Origin of the sequence: Streptomyces silvisoli, from assembly GCF_029269905.1 — a bacterium.
GTDB lineage: Bacteria > Actinomycetota > Actinomycetes > Streptomycetales > Streptomycetaceae > Streptantibioticus_A > Streptantibioticus_A silvisoli_A.
This window is the reverse complement of sequence record NZ_JARJBC010000005.1, coordinates 198,009-217,231: the sequence shown is the minus strand read 5'-3', so window position 1 is coordinate 217,231 and position 19,223 is coordinate 198,009. Positions and strand designations below refer to the sequence as shown.

At 70.4% G+C, this 19,223-nt stretch carries 18 protein-coding genes; 10 read left to right on the top strand and 8 right to left on the bottom strand.

Translation table 11 applies throughout. From position 1 onward, the window contains the following. Window positions 1-64: 64 nt before the first annotated feature. The 4 genes from P3G67_RS10890 to P3G67_RS10875 all read left to right on the top strand — a co-directional run bounded on the left by P3G67_RS10890 (window position 65) and on the right by P3G67_RS10875 (window position 4,191). Window positions 65-826 carry a DeoR/GlpR family DNA-binding transcription regulator gene (locus tag P3G67_RS10890; RefSeq protein WP_276093251.1) on the top strand — a complete coding sequence of 254 codons (762 nt, stop codon included), beginning with the start codon at window positions 65-67 and terminating at the stop codon, window positions 824-826. Beyond that, complete coding sequence (gene pfkB / locus P3G67_RS10885) at window positions 823-1,770, top strand: 1-phosphofructokinase (RefSeq protein ID WP_276093250.1); 948 nt, start codon at window positions 823-825, stop codon at window positions 1,768-1,770. Before P3G67_RS10890 ends, pfkB begins: the two co-directional genes overlap by 4 nt. A 118-nt stretch (window positions 1,771-1,888) precedes the next feature. Beyond that, window positions 1,889-3,853 (top strand): PTS fructose transporter subunit IIABC, encoded by a 1,965-nt coding sequence (locus tag P3G67_RS10880; protein WP_276093249.1) that lies wholly within the window; start codon window positions 1,889-1,891, stop codon window positions 3,851-3,853. A gap of 62 nt (window positions 3,854-3,915) precedes the next feature. Continuing rightward, complete coding sequence (locus tag P3G67_RS10875) at window positions 3,916-4,191, top strand: HPr family phosphocarrier protein (protein WP_269858360.1); 276 nt, start codon at window positions 3,916-3,918, stop codon at window positions 4,189-4,191. 144 nt (window positions 4,192-4,335) lie between these two features. On the opposite strand, the gene P3G67_RS10870 is transcribed toward P3G67_RS10875, so the two are convergent. From P3G67_RS10870 to P3G67_RS10845, 6 genes are all read right to left on the bottom strand, one after another. Beyond that, window positions 4,336-5,967: a transporter gene (locus P3G67_RS10870; protein WP_276093248.1), complete on the bottom strand. Its 1,632-nt coding sequence runs from the start codon at window positions 5,965-5,967 to the stop codon at window positions 4,336-4,338. After that, the gene (locus P3G67_RS10865) at window positions 5,964-6,746 is read right to left on the bottom strand and encodes an ABC transporter ATP-binding protein (RefSeq protein ID WP_276093247.1); all 783 of its coding nucleotides are present in this window, start codon (window positions 6,744-6,746) and stop codon (window positions 5,964-5,966) included. The genes P3G67_RS10870 and P3G67_RS10865 overlap by 4 nt, the downstream gene beginning before the upstream one ends. 136 nt (window positions 6,747-6,882) lie before the next feature. Continuing rightward, a complete protein-coding gene (locus P3G67_RS10860; protein ID WP_276093246.1) occupies window positions 6,883-7,845 on the bottom strand; it encodes an alpha/beta hydrolase in 963 nt (320 codons plus the stop codon). Between the two features lie 116 nt (window positions 7,846-7,961). Further along, on the bottom strand, window positions 7,962-8,357 hold the full coding sequence (locus P3G67_RS10855; protein ID WP_269858364.1) for a hypothetical protein: 396 nt from the start codon (window positions 8,355-8,357) through the stop codon (window positions 7,962-7,964). Between the two features lie 83 nt (window positions 8,358-8,440). After that, entirely contained in the window at window positions 8,441-8,827 is a 387-nt protein-coding gene (locus P3G67_RS10850; RefSeq protein WP_276093245.1) for a hypothetical protein, read from the bottom strand. Between the two features lie 109 nt (window positions 8,828-8,936). Continuing rightward, window positions 8,937-9,599 carry a LysM peptidoglycan-binding domain-containing protein gene (locus P3G67_RS10845; RefSeq protein ID WP_276093244.1) on the bottom strand — a complete coding sequence of 221 codons (663 nt, stop codon included), beginning with the start codon at window positions 9,597-9,599 and terminating at the stop codon, window positions 8,937-8,939. A gap of 668 nt (window positions 9,600-10,267) precedes the next feature. On the opposite strand from P3G67_RS10845, the gene P3G67_RS10835 reads away from it, so the two are divergent. The 5 genes from P3G67_RS10835 to P3G67_RS10815 all read left to right on the top strand — a co-directional run bounded on the left by P3G67_RS10835 (window position 10,268) and on the right by P3G67_RS10815 (window position 15,158). Beyond that, the gene (locus tag P3G67_RS10835; RefSeq protein ID WP_276093243.1) at window positions 10,268-10,678 is read left to right on the top strand and encodes a hypothetical protein; all 411 of its coding nucleotides are present in this window, start codon (window positions 10,268-10,270) and stop codon (window positions 10,676-10,678) included. Window positions 10,679-10,766: 88 nt separating this feature from the next. Further along, complete coding sequence (locus P3G67_RS10830) at window positions 10,767-11,339, top strand: GNAT family N-acetyltransferase (protein WP_276093389.1); 573 nt, start codon at window positions 10,767-10,769, stop codon at window positions 11,337-11,339. A 329-nt stretch (window positions 11,340-11,668) separates the two neighbouring features. After that, window positions 11,669-12,193, top strand: a complete 525-nt coding sequence (locus P3G67_RS10825; protein WP_276093242.1) for a hypothetical protein — start codon at window positions 11,669-11,671, stop codon at window positions 12,191-12,193. Between the two features lie 89 nt (window positions 12,194-12,282). Then, window positions 12,283-13,119: a DUF4097 family beta strand repeat-containing protein gene (locus P3G67_RS10820; RefSeq protein WP_276093241.1), complete on the top strand. Its 837-nt coding sequence runs from the start codon at window positions 12,283-12,285 to the stop codon at window positions 13,117-13,119. Window positions 13,120-13,361: 242 nt separating this feature from the next. Continuing rightward, window positions 13,362-15,158 (top strand): alkaline phosphatase family protein, encoded by a 1,797-nt coding sequence (locus P3G67_RS10815; protein ID WP_276093240.1) that lies wholly within the window; start codon window positions 13,362-13,364, stop codon window positions 15,156-15,158. Window positions 15,159-15,161: 3 nt separating this feature from the next. Here the strand turns inward: P3G67_RS10815 and P3G67_RS10810 are convergent, their stop codons facing one another. Beyond that, window positions 15,162-15,761, bottom strand: coding sequence for a TetR/AcrR family transcriptional regulator (locus tag P3G67_RS10810; RefSeq protein WP_276093239.1), 600 nt, complete (start codon window positions 15,759-15,761; stop codon window positions 15,162-15,164). A gap of 390 nt (window positions 15,762-16,151) precedes the next feature. On the opposite strand from P3G67_RS10810, the gene P3G67_RS10805 reads away from it, so the two are divergent. Then, window positions 16,152-17,453, top strand: a complete 1,302-nt coding sequence (locus P3G67_RS10805) for a serine hydrolase domain-containing protein (protein WP_276093238.1) — start codon at window positions 16,152-16,154, stop codon at window positions 17,451-17,453. Between the two features lie 37 nt (window positions 17,454-17,490). Here P3G67_RS10805 and P3G67_RS10800 read toward each other — a convergent pair whose 3' ends face one another. Next, complete coding sequence (locus tag P3G67_RS10800; protein ID WP_276093237.1) at window positions 17,491-19,161, bottom strand: SpoIIE family protein phosphatase; 1,671 nt, start codon at window positions 19,159-19,161, stop codon at window positions 17,491-17,493. Window positions 19,162-19,223: the final 62 nt, after the last annotated feature.

The following is a 19,223-nucleotide window of genomic DNA, read 5'->3' as shown; positions in this document are numbered from 1 at the left end:
CGGTGCTGCTGGCGTAACCTGCGGCAGAACCACTGGTCCGGTCATGAAACGGATAGAAACCCACATGTTCGCAGCTGAGCGACAGCAGGAGATCCTGCGCCTGGCCCGCGAGAGCGGCCGGGTCGACGTGCTCTCGCTGGCCAGGGACTTCGAGGTCACGGCCGAGACCGTGCGACGCGATCTGAAGGCGCTGGACCGGGCCGGGCTTGTCCAGCGCGTGCACGGAGGCGCCGTCCCCGTCGGCCGCCTCGACTTCGAGCCCGATCTCGTCGAGCGGGACGCCGTCGCCGCCACGGAGAAGGACCGGATCGCGCATGCCGCCCTGGCCCTGCTCCCCACGGAGGGCAGCGTGATCCTCGACGCGGGCACGACATCGGCTCGGCTCGCCGCCGCCCTCCCCGTGGAGTCGACCCTGACGGTCGTCACGCACGCCCTGCCGATCGCCGCCCGCCTCGCGGACCATCCCGGCGTCTGCCTGCACCTGGTCGGCGGCCGGGTGCGGCACCGCACCCGGGCGGCGGTCGACGCATGGGCGCTGCGGGCCTACGGAGAAGTCAAAGCCGATGTCGCCTTCCTCGCAGCCAACGGGTTCTCGCCCGAGGACGGGCTGACCACCCCTGACCTGGCCGAGGCCGCCGTGAAGCGCGCGATCGTCTCGGCCGCCCGCCGAGTCGTACTGCTGGCGGACTCCAGCAAGTTCGGCAAGGAGTACTTCGCCCGCTTCGGCGACCTCTCCCAGATCGATCTGCTCATCACGGACAAGGGCCTCAGCCCTGACGACGCCGCGGCCATCGAGCGGCAGGGCACCGAAGTGGTGCGCGCATGATCCTCACCGTCACCCCGAACCCCAGTCTGGACCGCACCTACGAACTGCCCGCGCTGGACCGCGGTTCCGTGTTGCGGGCCACCGCTGACCGGGTCGAGCCCGGCGGCAAGGGCGTCAACGTCTCCCTCGCCGTGGCGGCCGCCGGCCACGCGACGGTCGCCGTCGCCCCGCTGGGCGGTCCCGAGGGTGCGCTGCTCGCCCAACTCCTCGGCGACCACGGCATCGAGGCGGCCGGGGTGCCGGTCCACGGATCAACTCGCGTCAACATCACCCTGGTCGAGCCCGACGGCACCCTGACGAAGGTGAACGCGGCCGGGCCGGAGATCACGGCAGCGGAGGCGGACGCACTGCTGGCGACCGTGCGGGCTCGGGCGGCGGACACCCGGTGGGTCGCCTGTTGCGGCAGCCTGCCTCGGGGGCTGCCCCCGGAGTGGTACGCCGAGTTGGTGGCGCAGGCCCACCGGGCGGGCGCCCGGATCGCCGTCGACACCTCCGGCGCCGCCCTGGACGCCGCGCTACGGGAGCGCCCGGAGGTGGTGAAGCCGAACTCCGAGGAACTGGCAGAGGTCGTCGGCCGCCCCCTGGCCACGATCGGCGACGCGGTCAAGGCGGCGCAGGACCTTCGGGACCGAGGTGCCAGGGCCGTCCTGGCCAGTCTGGGAGCCGACGGCCAACTGCTGGTCGACGCCAGCGGGACGTACTTCGGCAGCGCGCGGGTCACCGCCGTGCGCAGCAACGTCGGAGCGGGCGACGCGTCGCTGGCGGGATTCCTCGCGGCGGGCGGCACGGGCCCGGCCGCCCTGGCCGCGGCCGTCGCCCACGGGGCGGCCGCCGTTCAACTGCCTGGCAGCGCCATGCCCAGGCCGACCGACCTCGTTCCGGCGGCGGTGACGACGACGGCGCGGGTCCCCCTGGACCGCGCGCTCACGGAGCCAACGCCATGAGCGGCCGAGGGTCCACTCCCCCGGCCGGTCACCGATCACCGACCGCGCGCCGCGTCCGGCCGGTACCCCGCGTCCCCCTGCCGCCCGCCGGGCGGTTTCGCGAGCAAGGAGCCGCGTGATGAGTGAGTTGATCAACGCCGAACTGGTCGACCTCGACCTGTCGGTCGAGAGCAAGGAAGCCGCCGTCCGCCGACTCGCCGAGCGGATGGTCACCACCGGCCGCGTGACCGATCTCGACGGCTTCCTCGCGGACGTGGCGGCCCGCGAGGCCGAGATGCCGACCGGCCTGGAGGGCGGCATCGCCGTTCCGCACTGCCGTAGCGCGCACGTCACCGTCCCGACACTGGCCTTCGGGCGCAGCGAACAAGGCATCGCCTTCGGGGCCGTTGACGGCCCGGCCGACCTGATCTTCCTGATAGCCGCCCCGACCGGTGCGGACGACGCCCATCTGACGATCCTGTCCAGTCTGGCCCGGCGGCTGATGGACCCGGACTTCACCTCCGCCCTGCGTGCGCAGGCGAGCCCGGCCGCCGCCTGTGCCCTGATCCGCGGTGCGGACAGCGCTCCGCCGGATGCGGCGCACGAGACCGCCGCGTCCGACAGTGGACCGGTGCCCTTCCGCATCGTCGCCGTCACCTCGTGCCCCACCGGCATCGCCCACACGTATATGGCGGCGGAGTCCCTGACGAAGGCGGCCGAGGCCGCGGGTGTCGAACTCGCCGTGGAGGCGCAGGGATCGGCGGGTTTCACCCCGCTGGACCCCGCTGTCATCGCCGCCGCCGACGGCGTGGTACTCGCCCATGACATCGAGGTGCGCGACAGGTCCCGCTTCTTCGGCAAGCCCACCGTGGACGTCGGGGTGAAGGCCGCCATCAACCGCCCCGCTGAGCTCATAGCCGAGGTGCGGGACAGGGCCGACCGCGGCGAGGTCACCGGCCACGCCACCGCCCCGCCCCCGACGGACTCAGCCGGAGACCACTTCGGCACGCGGCTGCGCAAGTGGCTGATGACCGGCGTCAGTTACATGGTGCCGTTCGTCGCCGCGGGCGGACTGCTGATCGCACTCGCCTTCGCCATCGGCGGCTACCAGATCAACAAGGCACCCTCGGTCGCCCAGCACTTCGTGTGGACCGAGACCTCCAGCTGGGCCGCCCTGCTGTTCCAGATCGGCTCCGCCGCCTTCGGGTTCCTCATCCCGGTCCTCGCCGGATACATCGCCTACGGCATGGTGGACCGGCCCGGTCTCGTACCCGGCATCGTCGGCGGCGCCATCGCGGTCACCATCAACGCCGGTTTCCTCGGCGGCCTGGTCGCCGGCCTGCTCGCGGGCGCGGTGGTGATGGCCGTACAACTCCTGCGCGTCCCGCCCGTGTTGCGCGGCATCATGCCGGTGGTTGTGATTCCGTTGGTCTCCTCCCTCATTGTCGGCTTCCTGGTCTTCGTCGTGGTCGGCAAGCCGATCGCCGCCTTCCAAAAGGCCATGACCGACTGGCTGAGCGGACTGTCCGGAAGCAACGCGATCATCCTGGGTGTCCTTCTGGGTCTGATGATGTGCTTCGATCTGGGCGGCCCGGTCAACAAGGTGGCCTATGCCTTCGCGGTCGGCGGCCTGGCCAGTCCGACGGCCGGTAGCCTGAAGGTCATGGCCGCGGTCATGGCCGCCGGGATGGTCCCCCCACTGGGGATGGCGTTGGCCACCACCGTCCGGGGAGCGCTGTTCACCGAGGCGGAGCGCGACAACGGCAAGGCCGCATGGGTCCTGGGCGCATCGTTCATCAGCGAGGGCGCGATCCCGTTCGCCGCCGCCGATCCGCTGCGGGTCATCCCTTCCACGATGGCGGGCGGTGCGCTCACCGGTGCGCTGTCCATGGCGTTCGGCTGTACGTTGCGGGCTCCGCACGGCGGCATCTTCGTCGTACCGCTGATCGGCCAGCCGCTGCTGTACCTGGTGGCCGTCGCCGCCGGTACGGTGCTCACCACCGCTCTGGTGGTCCTGCTCAAGGGCGGCCGCGCAGCGGCCACGGTACGGGAGGCGGCCTCCGCCCCGGAGGACGCCAACGCCAAGGCACCGATGCCCGCTTGAACCCTGTGTGCCGAACCGTTCACGCCCCGTTTCCCGTCATTTCGAAGGAGTGCTCAGTTCTCATGCCCCAGCGCACTGTTGTCGTAGGCTCCCGCAGCGGTCTGCACGCCCGCCCCGCGTCGCTGTTCGTTCAGGCCGCCGCCCGCCAACCGGTCAGAGTGACGGTCACTCGCGAGGGTCGGTCCCCGGTGGACGCCCGCAGCCTGCTTTCCGTCCTCGCGATGGGCGCCCAGCACGGCGAACCACTGGTGCTGACCGCCGAAGGCGACGGTGCGGAGGCGGCGATCGAGGAACTGGCCACCCTCATAGCCCGCGACCTCGACTCCCAGGAGTCTTGACCCGAAGTCCGGGCCCCGGCGAAGACGTTCCGGCAGTGGGTCGCCGGGAACGTCGTGGCCTTGCGTTCAACCGCCGCGAGGACGCAGAACGGCGCCCGCCGATGTTGCCATCGGCGGGCGCCGTTCCCATGCGGAAGGCGGGGCTCAGCCCTTGCTGACCGCCAGCAGGATCTCGGGGAGTCGTGCGACGACCCGCGGGCCGGCGAGGCGCAGCCCGAGCCAGGCCGCGCAGAAGCCGTAGGCGAGCCCGAGTGGCAGCAGGATCCACATCAGGCCGAGGTTGGCCGAGACGTGCAGCCAGATCGTCAGGGCGATCAGCGGCGAACACACCACCGTGCCCGCGAGCAGTCCGCCGAAGAGGGAGAGCCAGGCGATTCCGGCCTGCCCCGGGGCGACGTTCTTGAAGCCACCGTCCTGCGGGATCGAGTACGGGAACAGCGCCGAGGTCATACCGCCCGTTCCGAGCAGCGCGCCGAGCATGGCGAAGGACATGCCCAACACCTCCGGCAGTGACCGCCACTCGCGGGTGACCGCGGCCACGCCGGTGACGGCGACAGTTACGTACGGGACCGCGATGAGGGACAACGCGAGGGCGCGGGCGCGCAGTTCGACGTAGGCGTCACGTGCCGAGGCGATGGTTTGCAGCACCATCCAGAACGCGGAGGTGTCCTGGCCGAACTGGTTGTACATCTGCATGCCGAGCAGTGCCGGCGCGAAGAAGGCGAAGTACAGGGAGCCGTGGCCCTGTGCCGCGTTGAGCATCGGCACCAGCAGGCCGAGGGTCAGTGAGGACATCCACGCGGTCTTCGTCTTCGGATCCCGCCAGATGTAGCGCAGTGACCGCACCATCACCGCGCCCGTACGGCCCGTGGGCAGCACACTCGCGAGCCCCGGCCGCTGCGCACGCGCCTTGTCCGGCTCGGTGGAGGCCTGCAGGGTGGAGGAGTCCGGTGCGGTCATCAGCCGGGTCAGGGACCGCTGCCACCACCACAGCAGCAGGGCCAACGCCGCGGCGGTGAGCGCGAGTTCGGCCACGGCCACGCCGTACGATCCCTCGCCGGCGGCCCGTACGGCGTCCATCGCGGAACCCGGCGGCACCCAGCGCAGGACGTCGGCGACCGGCGCCAGGGCCCGCAGGCCCCCGGCCGCACCGAGCCGCTGTACGCCGATGTTCACGAACTGCATGCCGACGCCGATGATCAGGCCGCTGAGCACCGCCAGGTCGCGTCCCCTGCGGCTGGTCAGCAGACGGACGTTGGCGGTCGCGACGGCACGGGCCAGTGCCAGGCAGACGAGCAGCACCAGCACCGCGGCGAGGACCCCGACGACGGTGGCCGCCGCGCCGTTCGCCGTGGCGACCACCGAGCCGACCACGATCGCCAAGGTGAACACCGGCCCGATGCCGATCAGGGACGCGGTCAGCAGCGCCACCACCAACGGGACGGGCCGCAGCGGGAGCATCACCAGCCGGGTCGGGTCGAGGGTCTCGTCGCCGCTGGCGAAGAACAGCGGCATGACCGCCCAGCCGAGCGCGAGCACCACGACCAGCAGCGTGGTGAGGGCGGCCATGTGTGCGGTGCCGCGGAGCGCGATCAGACCGAGCAGTTCCAGCGCGGTGAAAAGCCCGACGAGGACGATCGAGGTGACGTAGACGGCCTTGCGGCGGGAGGACTGCTGCAGCCCGTTGCGCAGCAGCGAAAGCTTGAGCTGGACGAAGACCGGGATCAGGGAGGCGGTGCCGGGGCGCGCGGCCTCCGGCTGGGGGGTGCTGTTCATCGGGCGTCGCCGCCCAGCCAGTCGAGGCTGTCACCGGAGGCGGTGCGCTGGGCACCGACCAGTTCCAGGAACGCCGCCTGGAGGCTGGCGGCGTCGCCCCGTACCTCCGCGAGCGCACCCTGCGCCCGTATGCGGCCCGCGGCCATCACCGCGACCCAGGAGCACAGGGACTCCACCAACTCCATCACATGACTGGAGAAGACGACGGTCGCCCCGGAAGCGGTGTAGCGCTCCAGCACACCACGGATGGTCTGCGCCGAGACGGGGTCCACTCCCTCGAACGGCTCGTCGAGGAAGAGGACTTCGGGGTTGTGCAGCAGGGCCGCGGCCAGGCCTATCTTCTTGCGCATACCGGTGGAGTAGTCGACCACCAGCTTGTTCTGCGCCACCGCGAGGTCGAGAACGTCGAGCAGCTGGGTGGCCCGCCGGTCCACCTCGTCGCCGGGCAGGCCCCGCAACCGCCCTGTGTAGGAGAGCAGTTCGCGCCCCGACAGCCGCTCGAACAGCCGCAGTCCCTCGGGCAGTACGCCGATCCGTGACTTGACGGCGACCGGATCGCTCCACACGTCGTGGCCGCCGATCTCCACCCGCCCCGAGTCGGGACGCAGCAGTCCGGTGACCATCGACAAGGTGGTGGTCTTACCGGCCCCGTTGGGCCCGACGAGGCCGATGAACTGCCCGGCGGGAAGCTCCAGATCGACTCCGGCGACCGCCACCTGCTCACCGAACTGCTTCCACAACCCTTCGATGCGTACGGCGGGCGTGCTGCCTTGTTCCACTGCTGTTCCTCGTTCCCCATCGGCATATCACGAGGGGCTGGTCGTGCCCCCGGGGGACCACCCTAGACTTCGCCCGGCGGTGAGGAAATCGGCGGCCCCGGACCGGATCGCCTCTGGGGGTGTTGGAGGCGAAACGTCACAGATAGGCGGTCAGCCAGCGGTCCAGTTCAGCGAAGAGCTGCTCACGCGCCTCGGGGCCGGAGAGCACCAGATCGTGCACACCGCCGTGGATGCGTACGGTGACGACATGCCGTCCCAGTCGGGGAGCGAGCGCGGCGATGTCGTCGGCGCGCAGCACCCCGTCGGTGTGGTGCAGCGCGTCGTCCCATTTGAGCGTGACCGTGCTGGCGGTGGATGCCATCACCAGGACCGGGCAGTCGATCCGCAGCCCGCGGCGCACCCGGCGCTGTCCCCGTTGGATCGCGGCCAGCCATCCGGCGAACAGGGGGAAGCCCTCGGCGGGCTTGAGCTTCAGGTCGAAGTCCCAACTGCCCCGGAACTCACGGTGCAGGCTGTGCACGTAGTGGGGGTTGAGCGGCGTGGGCAGCTTGCGGGTGCCCGCGAACCGGCCGAGCACGTCGAGCAGCGGGGCGCCGAAGGTGCGTACCGCGTACGGGGCGGGCATCGACAGGAACGGGCTGTTGAGGAACAGTCCGTCGATGGTTCCCCGCCCGGCCCGCCGGTCCGCGTACAGGGCGCTGACCAGTCCGCCGGTGGAGTGGCCGTTGACGAGCAGGGTGTCATGGCCGTCGACGTCACGGATGACGCGGACGGCCTCGTCCAGTTCCTCGGCGTAGGCGTCGAGGTCGCGCACGAAGTTCGGCGAATGGTGCGGGCGCAGGGAGCGGCCGTACTTGCGCAGGTCGAGGGCGTAGAAGTCAAAACCGCGGTCGACGTAGAAGTCCGCGAGATGCGTCTGGAAGAAGTAGTCGGTGTATCCGTGGACATAGAGCACGGCCCGCCGGGTGCCTTCGGCCGCACCGTTGGGGTGCGCCCTGCGGCGCACGAGGGTCGCCGTGACCTCGCCCTCGTCATCAGGGGTGAGCGGCAGGTCAACGGCTTGGTAGGGCTCGCCCAGGATGTCGGTACGGAAGTCCACGGCGCTGACTGTAGTGGGTCCGGCCCGAAGGCGGCAGCGTGGCGGGACCGTGGGCTTGGTCACTGCCCGCTCGTCCTGCGGGCGGCAACTGCCTTCGTGCGCGTCCGCGTTGGGCGCTACTCCGACTGCCGGTGACGTTTGCCGCCCGTGCGGAACGCGTGGATGCCGTGGCCCTGCTGCTGCGCGGCCAGCGTTGCCTGCTCCCAGGTCAGCACCCGGCCGTCGACAGCGAACAGCGGCCCGGCCTCCCGCTCCCCCGTCAACTCACGCAGCAGCCGGACCGCGCGCTCGCTCAACACCATCCGGCCGGCCGGTCCGTCCTTCCCCAGCACGGCATCCGTGCCCGCCCCGCCAAGTTGGACATCGCAGACATCGAGCGACAGCAGGTCCACGACCGGCAACTCGCCTTCCCACAGCAACAGCCACAGGGCACGGTGCACGGTGGCGATGGATTCGTCGGCGAGGAGTTCTTCCAGCCGTTCGAGGGTGATGTTTTCAGCCAACAGCGTCATGGCTCCGCAGTATGCCGTCGCCCCCTTCCCGGGCATAGGGTCCGGTTGAAACGGCAACCAAGTGGTGACCCTGTACGTGCGGCTCAGTGGCGCCACCAGTGCGCCTTGTGCCGCCGGGCGACCGGCGGCTTGGCGGACGGAGCGGTTGGCGGCCGTTCATCAGGCCCCTGGGCGTCCGCTGGCGGATGGAGGCCTTCCACGGAGTAGTTCGCCCCCGCGATGGCGTCCACGAGTTGTTGTTCGGTGAAGCTCTCCGATCCGGCGATGTGCGGCACGAAGCCGACGAGCACGCCGTCGCTGACGACCTCCGCGTCCAGTCCCGCCGCGCCGTCGGTGTCCCACAGCGCCTCGATGCTCTCGTCGAGGACGACCCGGATCCCGAACTCGTAGACTCCCACCTCGGCCACGTGCGCCATCACGCCACGAGCGCGCAGCGCCGCCACCAGCCGGTTGGCGCGTTCCTCATCCATACCCACACCATAGATCCCGCACTGCGCGGGCAGCGGTTTCCGCTTCCGTGACCGTGCGGCGAGTCCCACGGCCACGGCATCAGCGGTCAGCAGCCCGCTGCCTGACGTGCTAGTGCCCGGAGGGCAGTGTGAGCCGCTGCCCCGGGTAGATCACATCAGGGTCGGGTCCGATCACGTTCCGGTTGGCGTCGTACAGCCGCTGCCAGCCGCCGGGGACGGTGGCCTGCACCGCGACACTGGACAGGGTGTCGCCGTCGTGCACGGTGTACGACGTGGTGGGCGCGGCCGCCGGGCCGCCGGTGTCGGGGCGGTGGCCGGTGCCGCCGTGCGAACGGGACTTGGGGGCGGCGTGCCGGGGACCACTGCTCCGCTTCACCGGCGCGGGGTGCCCGCCCCGCGTGAGATGCGCCCGTACCGAGCACACCGGCCATGCGCCGGGCCCCTGCCGGGCGAGCACCGCTTCCGCCACGATGATCTGTTCCGCCTTGCTCGCCAGGTCGGCCCGGGGCGCGTACGCGGTTCCGCCGAACGCCGCCCAGGTCTGCTGGGTGAACTGCAACCCTCCGTAGTTGCCGTTGCCGGTGTTGATGCTCCAGTTGCCGCCGCTCTCGCATCCGGCGACCCGGTCCCAGGTGGTGTCGGAGGCCGCGTCGCTGGTGCCGGGGCCGAGGAGCGGCAGGACGATGCCGAAACCGCCGACGGTGAGTGCGGTGCGGAGCGACGACAGGAGCCGTGGGGGTGCGGTGCGGCGGTGCCGCGGTCGTACGGACATAGGCCTTCCTCTCCACTGCGGTTCCCACCCGCCGGCGGTCCCGGCGGGCTGTAGGCAGTACGTCAGTGCGGCCCTGTCACTCACAAGGCGCGAAGAGTTCACAGATCGCCGTGCGCCGCTACGTGCCACCGCTTGATTACATGACGCCTCATCAGTTTCGTGGGGGTTCGGGCACACAAGTGGGCACAGGAGCACGGAAGTTGGGCCGCCCGCCCCGGATGCGCACCAGCCCGCCGAGGACAGGCGGGCGGGGCGGCGCACGCCTACGGCGGGGGCGCGGGGCCCTCCCTCCGGATACGGCTGCCGGGGTAGGACCGTCGCAGTACCGGGCTGTGCGACGAACGGGCCAGGAGGCGCACACCGGCATCGGCCGCGCCATGATCCGCGTCTTGGACAACACAAGGGGATTGATCTAGGGCCTTGTCCCACGGGTCCGGCGAGAGCTCCGACAGCCCGAGCGCCGCCGCGTCCGCCGCGGGGCGGGACGGGCCCGGCTGCCGGTCCTGCGGAGGGCGGGTGAACTGAGACCCCGTGCGGATCGGGGAGACGCCATGGCCTGGCGACCCGCGGCCTGGCGCTTGACGCCGCGGGCGTGCGTACCACCGAGCGCGGGGCGGTCGAGGTGGACGAGTTCCTACGGACGAGCCAGCCGCATATCTACGCCCTCGGTGACGTCGGCGGCGGACCGGGTGGCGATCCCGCACACCCTGTCCATCACTCCGCCGCTGGCCACCGTGGGGCTCGCCGAGGAGGAGGCGCGTGCGGCCGGTCACCGGGTGAAGATCGCGAGCCGGCCCGTCGCCGAGATCGTCGCGATGCCGCGTGCGTACATCGTCGAGGACACCCGCGGAGTCATGAAGTTCGTGGTCGACACGGACACCGACGAGATCCTCGGCGCCGCGCTGCTGAGCGTCGACGCGCAGGAACTCATCAACACCGTCGCTCTCACCATTCGGTACGGCATCAAGGCGTCCGAACTCCGCGATGCGGTCTACACCCACCCCACCTCGACCGAGGCCTTCAACGAGGTGCTCGCCACCATCGTGCGCACCGACGAGCCGCGGGCCGCTCGGGCGTGACGGACGAAGGCATACGACTTTGTAGCGCGCGACGCGCCCGTGCGAGGATCTCCTCACCGTGCACTGGTTCGGACCGCGAAAGGCAGCGATGTACCCGATATCCCTGGGCGACGACGGCGCCGAACTGCGCCCGCTCGAACCATCGCGGGCGGAGGAGCTCCTGGCCAACATCGACCGGGGACGGGAGTTCGTCGGGCGCTACATAGCGCTGCCGGACGTGGTCACGGACCTGGAGTCCAGCCGGGCGTACCTCATGGCGTACGCGGAGAAGGCAGCGGCCAACGCCGGGCGGATCTACGGCATTTGGACCGGCGGCAAGCTGGTCGGCGGAGTCCTCTTCCGGACGATGGACGTCGAGCAGGGCACCGCCGAGGCGGGCTGCTGGCTGGAACCGTCGGCGGTGGGCAAGGGCCTGGTCACCAGGGCCGCCCGCGTGATCATCGATTGGGCCGTCGAGGAGTTGGGCATCCACCGCGTGGAGTGGCGCGCCGCGGCGGCGAACGAGGCCAGCATCGCGGTGGCCCGGCGGCTCGGCATGACGAAGGACGGCGTGCTGCGGGAGAGCTACCTGTACCGGGGGAAGCGACACGACATCGAGATCTGGTCGGTGCTGGCACCGGAGTGGCGGGCCACCGGACAACTGCCCAGGCATCATGCGTAGGTGACCATGCGCCCGCCTCCCGCCTCGCCCTGCGTGGTGCGCCTCCAGTGGTACGGCGAGGCGGAGTCGCGAGAGACTCGGAACAGCACCGCCCCGTTCGGCGTGCGTCAGCCGGTCTGACATGGCTGCCCGAACTGGAGCGCTTCGGTATCAGGCAACGCGGCCGCCTCGTGGCGCACCACCGGACTGCTGAGTGTTCTGCCCCGCACGCGCCACACCACAGCGCAGGACCGCGGCGGCTGCCACGGTCCTACGCGTCCTGACGCCATCACCAGATTGTGGCATCACATGGCTTTGCAATGGCGCCATCTCGGCGCCATACTGGCGTCATGGACCTCACCCCCTACGTCGACAACCTCCGCCGCGAGCTCGCGGTCGCCGCGCAGGCGGGCGGAGACGAAGCCCGCAGCCTGGCTGAACGCCTCACCGCGCCCCTGGAGTCGGCCGCCCGGCTCACCCTGCTGAACGCGCTGTCCGCCGCCATGGACGAGGTCACGCGGGACATGGCGCCGGGCTCGGTCGACGTCCGGCTGCGCGGGCTCGACCCGGAGTTCGTGGTGACGGCGCCACCGGGCCAGGAGACGTACGAGGACGACCGCACCATCGGCGCCGCCCCCGTGCCCGTGCCGCCGCTCGCGTCGGACGGCGACGAGGGCGGCACGGCACGGATCAACTTCCGGTTGCCCGCCCACCTCAAGGCCCGGGTGGAGGACGCCGCCGGGCAGGAGGGACTTTCGGTCAACGCCTGGCTGGTACGGGCCGTCGCCATCGCGCTGGAACCGGGCGAGCGCGGCCGGACATCGGGCCGCAGCCGCCAGCGCGGCGGCCAGAGTTACACCGGCTGGGTCCGCTAGACCTTCCCGCGCCGCGCACCGCACCACTTCTCCGTCGACACCGCTGCACCAGCGGAACCGCAGACCCAAGCCAGGAGGACGGTACAGCCATGCCTGATTTCGCCACCCCAGAGCCGATCTCCGTCTCTCTCCAATTCGACATCGGCACCGCCCGGATCACCGCGAGCGAGCGCACCGACACGGTGGTCGAGGTGCTGCCCGGCAACGGTGCCGACGACAACGACGTACGCGCCGCCGCACAGACCAAAGTCAGCTACTCCAACGGCGAGTTGCTCGTGAAGGGGCCCAGGAAGCGGTCGCTGTTCGGTACTGCCGGTTCGCTGGACATCAGCATCGAGTTGCCGAGCGGTTCGCAGGTGCACGCCGACTCGCCCATGGCCGACTTCATCTGCGAAGGCCGCCTCGGTGACTGCCGGTTCAAGACCTCGGCGGGCGACATCCAGATCGCCGAGGCGGGCACCGTGAACCTCAAGACCAGCCATGGCGACATCGTTGTGCACCGGGCGGCGGGGAACGCCGAGGTCACCGGGGCGGGCCGGATCGACATCGGCGAGATCGCGGGCGAGGCGACCGTCAAGAACGCCAACGGCGAGATCACCATCGGCAAGGTGACCGGCGACGTGCGGGCGAACTCGTCCAACGGCCGTATCTCCATCGGCACCGCACACGCCGGGGTCGATGCCAGGTCCGCCTACGGCGGCATCCGGGTCGGCGAGGTGGTGCGCGGCTCGGTCTCCGTCCAGACCGCCACCGGTGATCTGGAAGTCGGCATCAGCGAGTCCACCGCGGCCTGGCTCGATCTGAACTCCCGCTTCGGCAGCGTACGCAACTCGCTCGGTCCGGCCGAAGGCCCCGAGACATCCGACGCGACCGTCGAGGTGCGCGCCCGCACCGGGCTTGGCGACATCGTCATCCGCCGCGCCTGACCACCCACGGCTGCACACTGCCGGAAGCACGGCCGCCGCACGCGAGACATCAGCGAGTCACGCGAGCGGGGGTTCGGCGGCTTCCACGAGGAGCTGCTCGCCATCGGCTGACCCGGACCCCCGCCGCAGCCTTGCTGCGTACATGACTAGTTGACCCGGAGTTACCGGTACCGACAGCCGGGGTCGCTACCAATGTGCCGTTCACCGGCGGCTGTTGTTCCCCATGCGGCGAGGTACCGGACATGAGACTTCTGTGGCGAGCGCTCGGCGGCGTCCTCACCCTGCTGGGCGCGCTGCTGGTGGCGGTGGTACCCGCGCACGCGGCCACCACCAGCGGCAACCTGATCGTGAACGGGGACGCGGAGGCCGGTTACTGCACCACCGACTGGACCGCGGCGACCACCATCCCGGGCTGGACGGTGGTGTCGGGCAGCCCGGATGTCATCTGCTACTCGGCGGGGAGCTTCGGCCACCCCGCGAGTCCCGCGCCGGGCAGTGCCTTCTTCGCCCCCGGCAACCAGGGCGACGGCACGATGCGGCAGACGGTTGATGTGTCCTCGGCGGCGACGGCGATCGACGGTGGCGGCGTCAGCTACAACCTGGCCGGGTGGCTTGGGGGTTGGACCAACTACGCGGGGTACGTACAGGTCTCGCTGCGGTTCCAGGACGGCTCCGGCCAGCCGCTGGGTTCCACCGTCGACCTGCCCACCGTGTCGGCCGCCGACCGCGCCGACACCACTTCGTTCCTGGCCCGCAGCAGCAGTGGCACGGTTCCGGCGGGTACCCGCTCGATCCTGGTCGAGGTGGCGTTCCTGCAGTCCTCCGGCGAGTCCGGCTATCTGGACAACCTGTCGCTGACACTGTCCACCCCGGTCCACGCGGCCACGCTCACTCCCCCGGCGTCCACGGTGCCCGGCTTCGACCACGTCTTCATGGTCATGATGGAGAACACCGACTACTCGGCCGTGATGGGCGACCCGACGGACACCCCGTACCTGCACAGCCTGATGACACAGGGTGCGACCATGGCCGACTACCACGCGGTCTACCACCCCAGCGACGAGAACTACCTGGCCGTCGCGGGCGGCGACACCTACGTCAAGGGCGCGACCTACTGGCCGAACATCAACGATCCACACACCAACCTGGGCGACGAACTCGATGCCGCGGGCAGGTCATGGAAGGCATACGAGCAGGGCATGGGCACCCCCTGCAACACCACCAACGGGCACGACTCGTACTACGAGCCGGATGACGCGCCGTTCATCAACTACACCGACATCAGCGGCAACCAGAGCCGCTGCGCCGCCCACCTCTTCGACACCAGCCAGCTGACCACCGATCTGGCAAGCGCGGCCACCACCCCCGGCTTCTCCTGGATCGCGGCCGATGACTACTACGACGGCGAAGCCTCCGGCAACGGCAACTCCACCAGCCTGAAGGCACAGGATGGTTGGCTGCGGCAGACGCTGGCGCCGATCATGCAGTCACCCGCCTGGACCACCCAGAAGTCCCTGCTGATCGTCACCTGGGACGAGGACGGCAGCGACCCGGACAACCACGTAGCCGCGATCGTGGACGGCTCCCAGGGCACCGTCCCGGCGGGCACCACCAGCGCCACCCGCTACGACCACTACAGCACCGCCCGCACCATCGAGGCCGCGCTGGGCCTCCCCGGCATCACCGCCAACGACACCTACGCGACGCCGCTGAACGACGCCTTCACGCCCAACTCCAGCCCGGCGCCCAGCAGTACGCTGACCACCGGCACCCCGAGCGTCGCCGGCGGGGCGACCGTCACCTTCCGCTACTCCACACCCCCGACCACCACCAGCTCCACCAACTGGATCGGCGTCTACCCGCAGGGCGTGGCACCCGGCCGGCAGAACTCGCTGAGCTGGCAGTACGCACCGAACGGCAGCGGCAGTCTGACGTTCGGCACCAGTGGTCTGCCAGGACCGGGCGACTACGACGTCTGGTACCTCTACAACAACGGCTACACGGCACTGGCGGGCCCGCTCACCCTGACCGTCAGCTGACGGCTACCCCTTGGGGGCGCCGGATCGGGCAGCCGCCTGCCAACCGTGTTCGAGCAGGTCGAAGGCGCGCTCCACCGCCTGCCGCGGATTGGCCCGGCCGCGGGCCAGGCTGGCCGCCTCCAGGGCGAAGTGGGCCAGCGCCGCGCAGGCGATGTCGTCCTCGGGGGCGCCGATGTCCTCGGCGATGGCGCGCGCCAGAGCGGTTTCATGGCGCATCCACATGCGGTGGGCGTACTCCCGCAACGCGGGTGTCTCCTCAGTGAGTTGGACGAACCGGGCGAACCCCGGGTCGGGGGTCGCGGAGCCCAGCTTCGCGTGGATGACGTGTGCGCGTAGGGCGGCCGGGATGGACTGGCCCGCCGGGCGTTCGCGTACCGCTGCGACCAGCGCGGCCTCCAGATCGGCGTCCTCGTCGAAGACAAGGGCCTCCTTGCCCGGGAAGTGCTTGAACAGTGTCGTGGTGGACACATCCGCGGCGTCGGCCACGTCCTTGATGCTGACCTGGTCGTAACCGCGTTCAAGGAACAGCCTCAGAGCCGCGTCCGCCAGCGCCTGGCGGGTGGCGGCCTTCTTTCGTTCCCGGCGCCCCATCGTCTCGCTCATGGACACCACCCTAACGTTTGATTGCCCCGTTACGAATGTTTACTCGTTGCACTTTCGAACCGAGTATGCTCTCCGGAGGCGCCGAGCACAGACCATGGCCGTCATCCGCGCCGCCGCCTTCGTGGCCGCCCCGTGCGTCCAGGAAGTCCCGCCGCGCGCCGAGCCACCGCCCGTGTCATTGGCGGCCGTTGGGCACTGTGGTAGAACCATCGTCGGCTCCGTGTGTACCCGTACGAGCACAATTATCCGGGCAGCACGCGTGTCCCACGTCATGGGTGCACCGGTGCCCCATCGCCGTTCCACCGCCCGAACGTTGGCATCACCGTGGTATCGACCACGCACCGTCGACGACACGGGCAGTGCACAACAGAAAAGGACATCGAAGACTTCATGACTCGATTCCTCGCCCGCTCCACCCGGCGCGCCGTCACAGGCGCCGTGGTCGTGGGAACGCTGGGCTCGATGCTGGCCGCCGCGATGCCGGCCAGCGCCGCTCCCAACAGAGCCGCCGCGGCGGCCCAGCAGACCAGCCCCGCCCCCGACATGGCTGCCCTGAAGCAGGCACTGCAGGGAGTCGTCACCGCGGGGGCGCCTGGTGTCTTCGCCCGGGTGAACGACACCAGCGGACACTCCGGCACGGTCAGCGTGGGCACCGGCGACATCGCCACGCACTCGCCGGTCAACCCCAGCGGGGACTTCCGCGTCGGCAGCGTCACCAAGACCTTCACCTCGGTGCTGGTCCTGCAACTGGTCGCACAGCACAAGGTCGGCCTGGACACCGCGGCCACCCACTACCTGCCGCACGGCGTACTGCCCGCCGACTCCACCATCACGGTACGCCAGCTGCTGAACCACACCAGCGGTCTGTACGACTACACCAACGACCTGCTGACCGGAGACACCGTCACCGGCTACCAGAAGTTCCGCTACAAGACCTACCAGCCGCAGGCCCTGGTCGCCGACGCCCTCAAGCACGGCCAGCAGTTCAAGCCGGGCAGCCAGTACAGCTACTCCAACACCAACTTCGTCGTGCTGGGCATGCTGGTCGAGCACATCACCGGCAAGCCGTACGCGCAGGTGCTCACGCAGCGCATCCTCGCACCGCTCAAGCTGACCCACACCGAGTTCGTGGTGCCCCGCACCACGATCGACGGGCCGCACGCGATCGGCTACCTCACCCAGGACGACCGCACCAAGCCGTTGTTCGACGCGACCAACCAGACCGCCTCATGGCTCTGGTCCGCCGGTGCCCTGATCTCCAGCACCTCGGACCTCAACCGCTTCCTGCAGGCGCTGACGACCGGACATCTGCTGCCGCGCGCACAACTGGCGGAAATGGAAACCATGGAGGCGGTGACGCCGACCTCCCAGTACGGCCTCGGCCTTCGCCAGTACGACCTGTCCTGCGGCACCAAGGTCATCGGCCACGACGGCATCATCGAGGGCTACCAGACCTACACCTACACCACCAAGGACGGCTCGCGGCAGGTCACCATCTCCGCGAACGCCTCCAACAACTCCGATGTCTTCGCCGCCGAACGGCGCGCCCTGGACCCGGTGTTCTGCGGCAAGCCCGCCCCCACCGCCCAGCAGCGCAGCCAGACCGTGGACACCCAGCGCATAGCGCAACAGGAGATGCCCAGCGCACGCGCCCGGACCTCCGGAACGTCGGACCTGCTGGCCAACCGGTGATGTGAAGGCCGGTTGAGGTCCGGGCCCGGCCCGGACCTCAACCGAGCGTGGCGAGCAGCAGGGCGGCGTCGTCCAACAGCTCTGAGCGGGCCTCGATGGTGTCGATGATGTGATCGGCGAGGTCCTCCAGCGGCGCCGGACCGTCGATCATCACGGTTTCGAGCTGGCTCATGCCCTCGTCCAGGTCCATGCCGTGGAACTCCACCAGGCCGTCGGTGCACATCAACAGCGTGTCGGCGGCGCACAGTTGGAGTGGCGCGGCTGGGTACGGGGACGCGTCCGCCCTGTCGAGCAGGCCGAGCGGCGGCCCGCCGGGCACGCTCGGGCGGCTGCAGCTGCCGTCCGAGCGTCTGACCAGCGGCCCCAGATGACCGGCCCGTACGACGCCGGCAAGGCCGGTGGTGGGATCGAGGTCCGCGTAGATGCAGGTGGCGAAGCGCTCGGTGTCCAGGTCGCGCAGGAACTCCGACGCACGGGTGATCACGGTGGACGGCGAGTGCCCTTCGGCGGCGTAGGCGCGCAGGGCGATCCGCAACTGTCCCATGATCGCGGCCGCGTGGACGTCATGGCCTTCGACATCGCCGACCACGATGCCGATCCGGCCGAGTGGCAGCGAGATGACGTCGTACCAGTCACCGCCGATCTCCCGGCCACCCTGTGATGGCCGGTACCGTACGGCGATCCGGGCGCCCAGACAGTCCGGGATGCGGGACGGCAGCATGGCGTGCTGAAGGCCGACGGCGAGTTCGTGTTCGTGGTCGTAGAGCACCGAACGCTGGAGGGACTGGGCGATGGTGGAGCCCAGTGCGAGCAGCAGGTTGCGTTCGCCGGAGGTGAATCCCGGCCGGTCCTGGAAGGCGATCGCCAGGGCGCCGGTCGGCTGTGCCTGTGCGACCAGCGGCAGGATGGCGGCCCTGGTGAAGGCGGTCGCCTTTAGATAGGGCCACATTCTGGGATAGCGGTCGCGCAGCTCATGGCGGCTGAGGAACCGCGGGGTACCGGTGCGGACCGCCTCGGCGAAGGGCATCGCTGCGCTCACCCGGGAGACCGACAGGTCGCGGATCAGCCCCTCGGGCAGCCCCGCCGCCCCGACCAGCCGGGTGTGGCCCTGTTCCACGAGGCCGAGGGCGACGGCCGTGGCGCCGATGCGCTTTCGGGTCTCCTCGCTGGTCACGGCCGTGGTGACATCCTCGACGCTGAGCGCCTGGGACAGCGCGTAGGTGAGCGCCTGTACGACGTCGGTCTGCCGCTGCCGGTCGACCTTGAGGGCGGTCTGCTCCGCGAAGTGCTGGAGTTCGTCGCTGGCGTCACGGACGATGCCCACCACCCGCCGGGCCCGGCCGGTGGCGTCGCGCAGCACCCGTCCCTGGATATGGGTCCAGCGGACGCTGCCGTCCGGGTGGCGTACCCGGAAGTAGGCGCCGTAACTCGGGTGGGACGCCAGCGCCCGCGCCACGACGACCTGCAGGCCCGGCAGGTCGTCGGGGACGATCCGGCGCCCGAGGGTGCGGGCGCGCCCGTCGTACTCACCGGCACGCAGTCCCATCACGGCGAGTCCTCCGGCGTCCAGGAAGAAGCTGCCGGCCTCCACGTCCCACTGGAAGCTGCCCATGCCGTTCAGGGCGAGGGTGGACTGGACGTTCGCCGGCGTGGCGGTGCGCGGCACGGTCCGGCCCTCCCCCCGGTACGAGATGCTGTGCCGTTTCATGTCGGTCACCGCCACAGCCGCGGGCGCGAAGCGCTGGACGCCGGGGGGCTCCCCGCACGTTG

Bases quoted from the DNA above. Each gene is read 5' to 3' on its own strand.
- P3G67_RS10815 (WP_276093240.1), top strand. From the start codon at position 13,362: ATGAGACTTCTGTGGCGAGCGCTCGGCGGCGTCCTCACCCTGCTGGGC.
- P3G67_RS10820 (WP_276093241.1), top strand. From the start codon at position 12,283: ATGCCTGATTTCGCCACCCCAGAGCCGATCTCCGTCTCTCTCCAATTC.
- pfkB (WP_276093250.1), top strand. From the start codon at position 823: ATGATCCTCACCGTCACCCCGAACCCCAGTCTGGACCGCACCTACGAA.
- P3G67_RS10875 (WP_269858360.1), top strand. From the start codon at position 3,916: ATGCCCCAGCGCACTGTTGTCGTAGGCTCCCGCAGCGGTCTGCACGCC.
- P3G67_RS10890 (WP_276093251.1), top strand. From the start codon at position 65: ATGTTCGCAGCTGAGCGACAGCAGGAGATCCTGCGCCTGGCCCGCGAG.
- P3G67_RS10800 (WP_276093237.1), bottom strand. From the start codon at position 19,161: ATGAAACGGCACAGCATCTCGTACCGGGGGGAGGGCCGGACCGTGCCG.
- P3G67_RS10825 (WP_276093242.1), top strand. From the start codon at position 11,669: ATGGACCTCACCCCCTACGTCGACAACCTCCGCCGCGAGCTCGCGGTC.
- P3G67_RS10855 (WP_269858364.1), bottom strand. From the start codon at position 8,357: ATGACGCTGTTGGCTGAAAACATCACCCTCGAACGGCTGGAAGAACTC.
- P3G67_RS10850 (WP_276093245.1), bottom strand. From the start codon at position 8,827: ATGGATGAGGAACGCGCCAACCGGCTGGTGGCGGCGCTGCGCGCTCGT.
- P3G67_RS10880 (WP_276093249.1), top strand. From the start codon at position 1,889: ATGAGTGAGTTGATCAACGCCGAACTGGTCGACCTCGACCTGTCGGTC.
- P3G67_RS10810 (WP_276093239.1), bottom strand. From the start codon at position 15,761: ATGAGCGAGACGATGGGGCGCCGGGAACGAAAGAAGGCCGCCACCCGC.
- P3G67_RS10805 (WP_276093238.1), top strand. From the start codon at position 16,152: ATGACTCGATTCCTCGCCCGCTCCACCCGGCGCGCCGTCACAGGCGCC.
- P3G67_RS10870 (WP_276093248.1), bottom strand. From the start codon at position 5,967: ATGAACAGCACCCCCCAGCCGGAGGCCGCGCGCCCCGGCACCGCCTCC.
- P3G67_RS10845 (WP_276093244.1), bottom strand. From the start codon at position 9,599: ATGTCCGTACGACCGCGGCACCGCCGCACCGCACCCCCACGGCTCCTG.
- P3G67_RS10830 (WP_276093389.1), top strand. From the start codon at position 10,767: ATGTACCCGATATCCCTGGGCGACGACGGCGCCGAACTGCGCCCGCTC.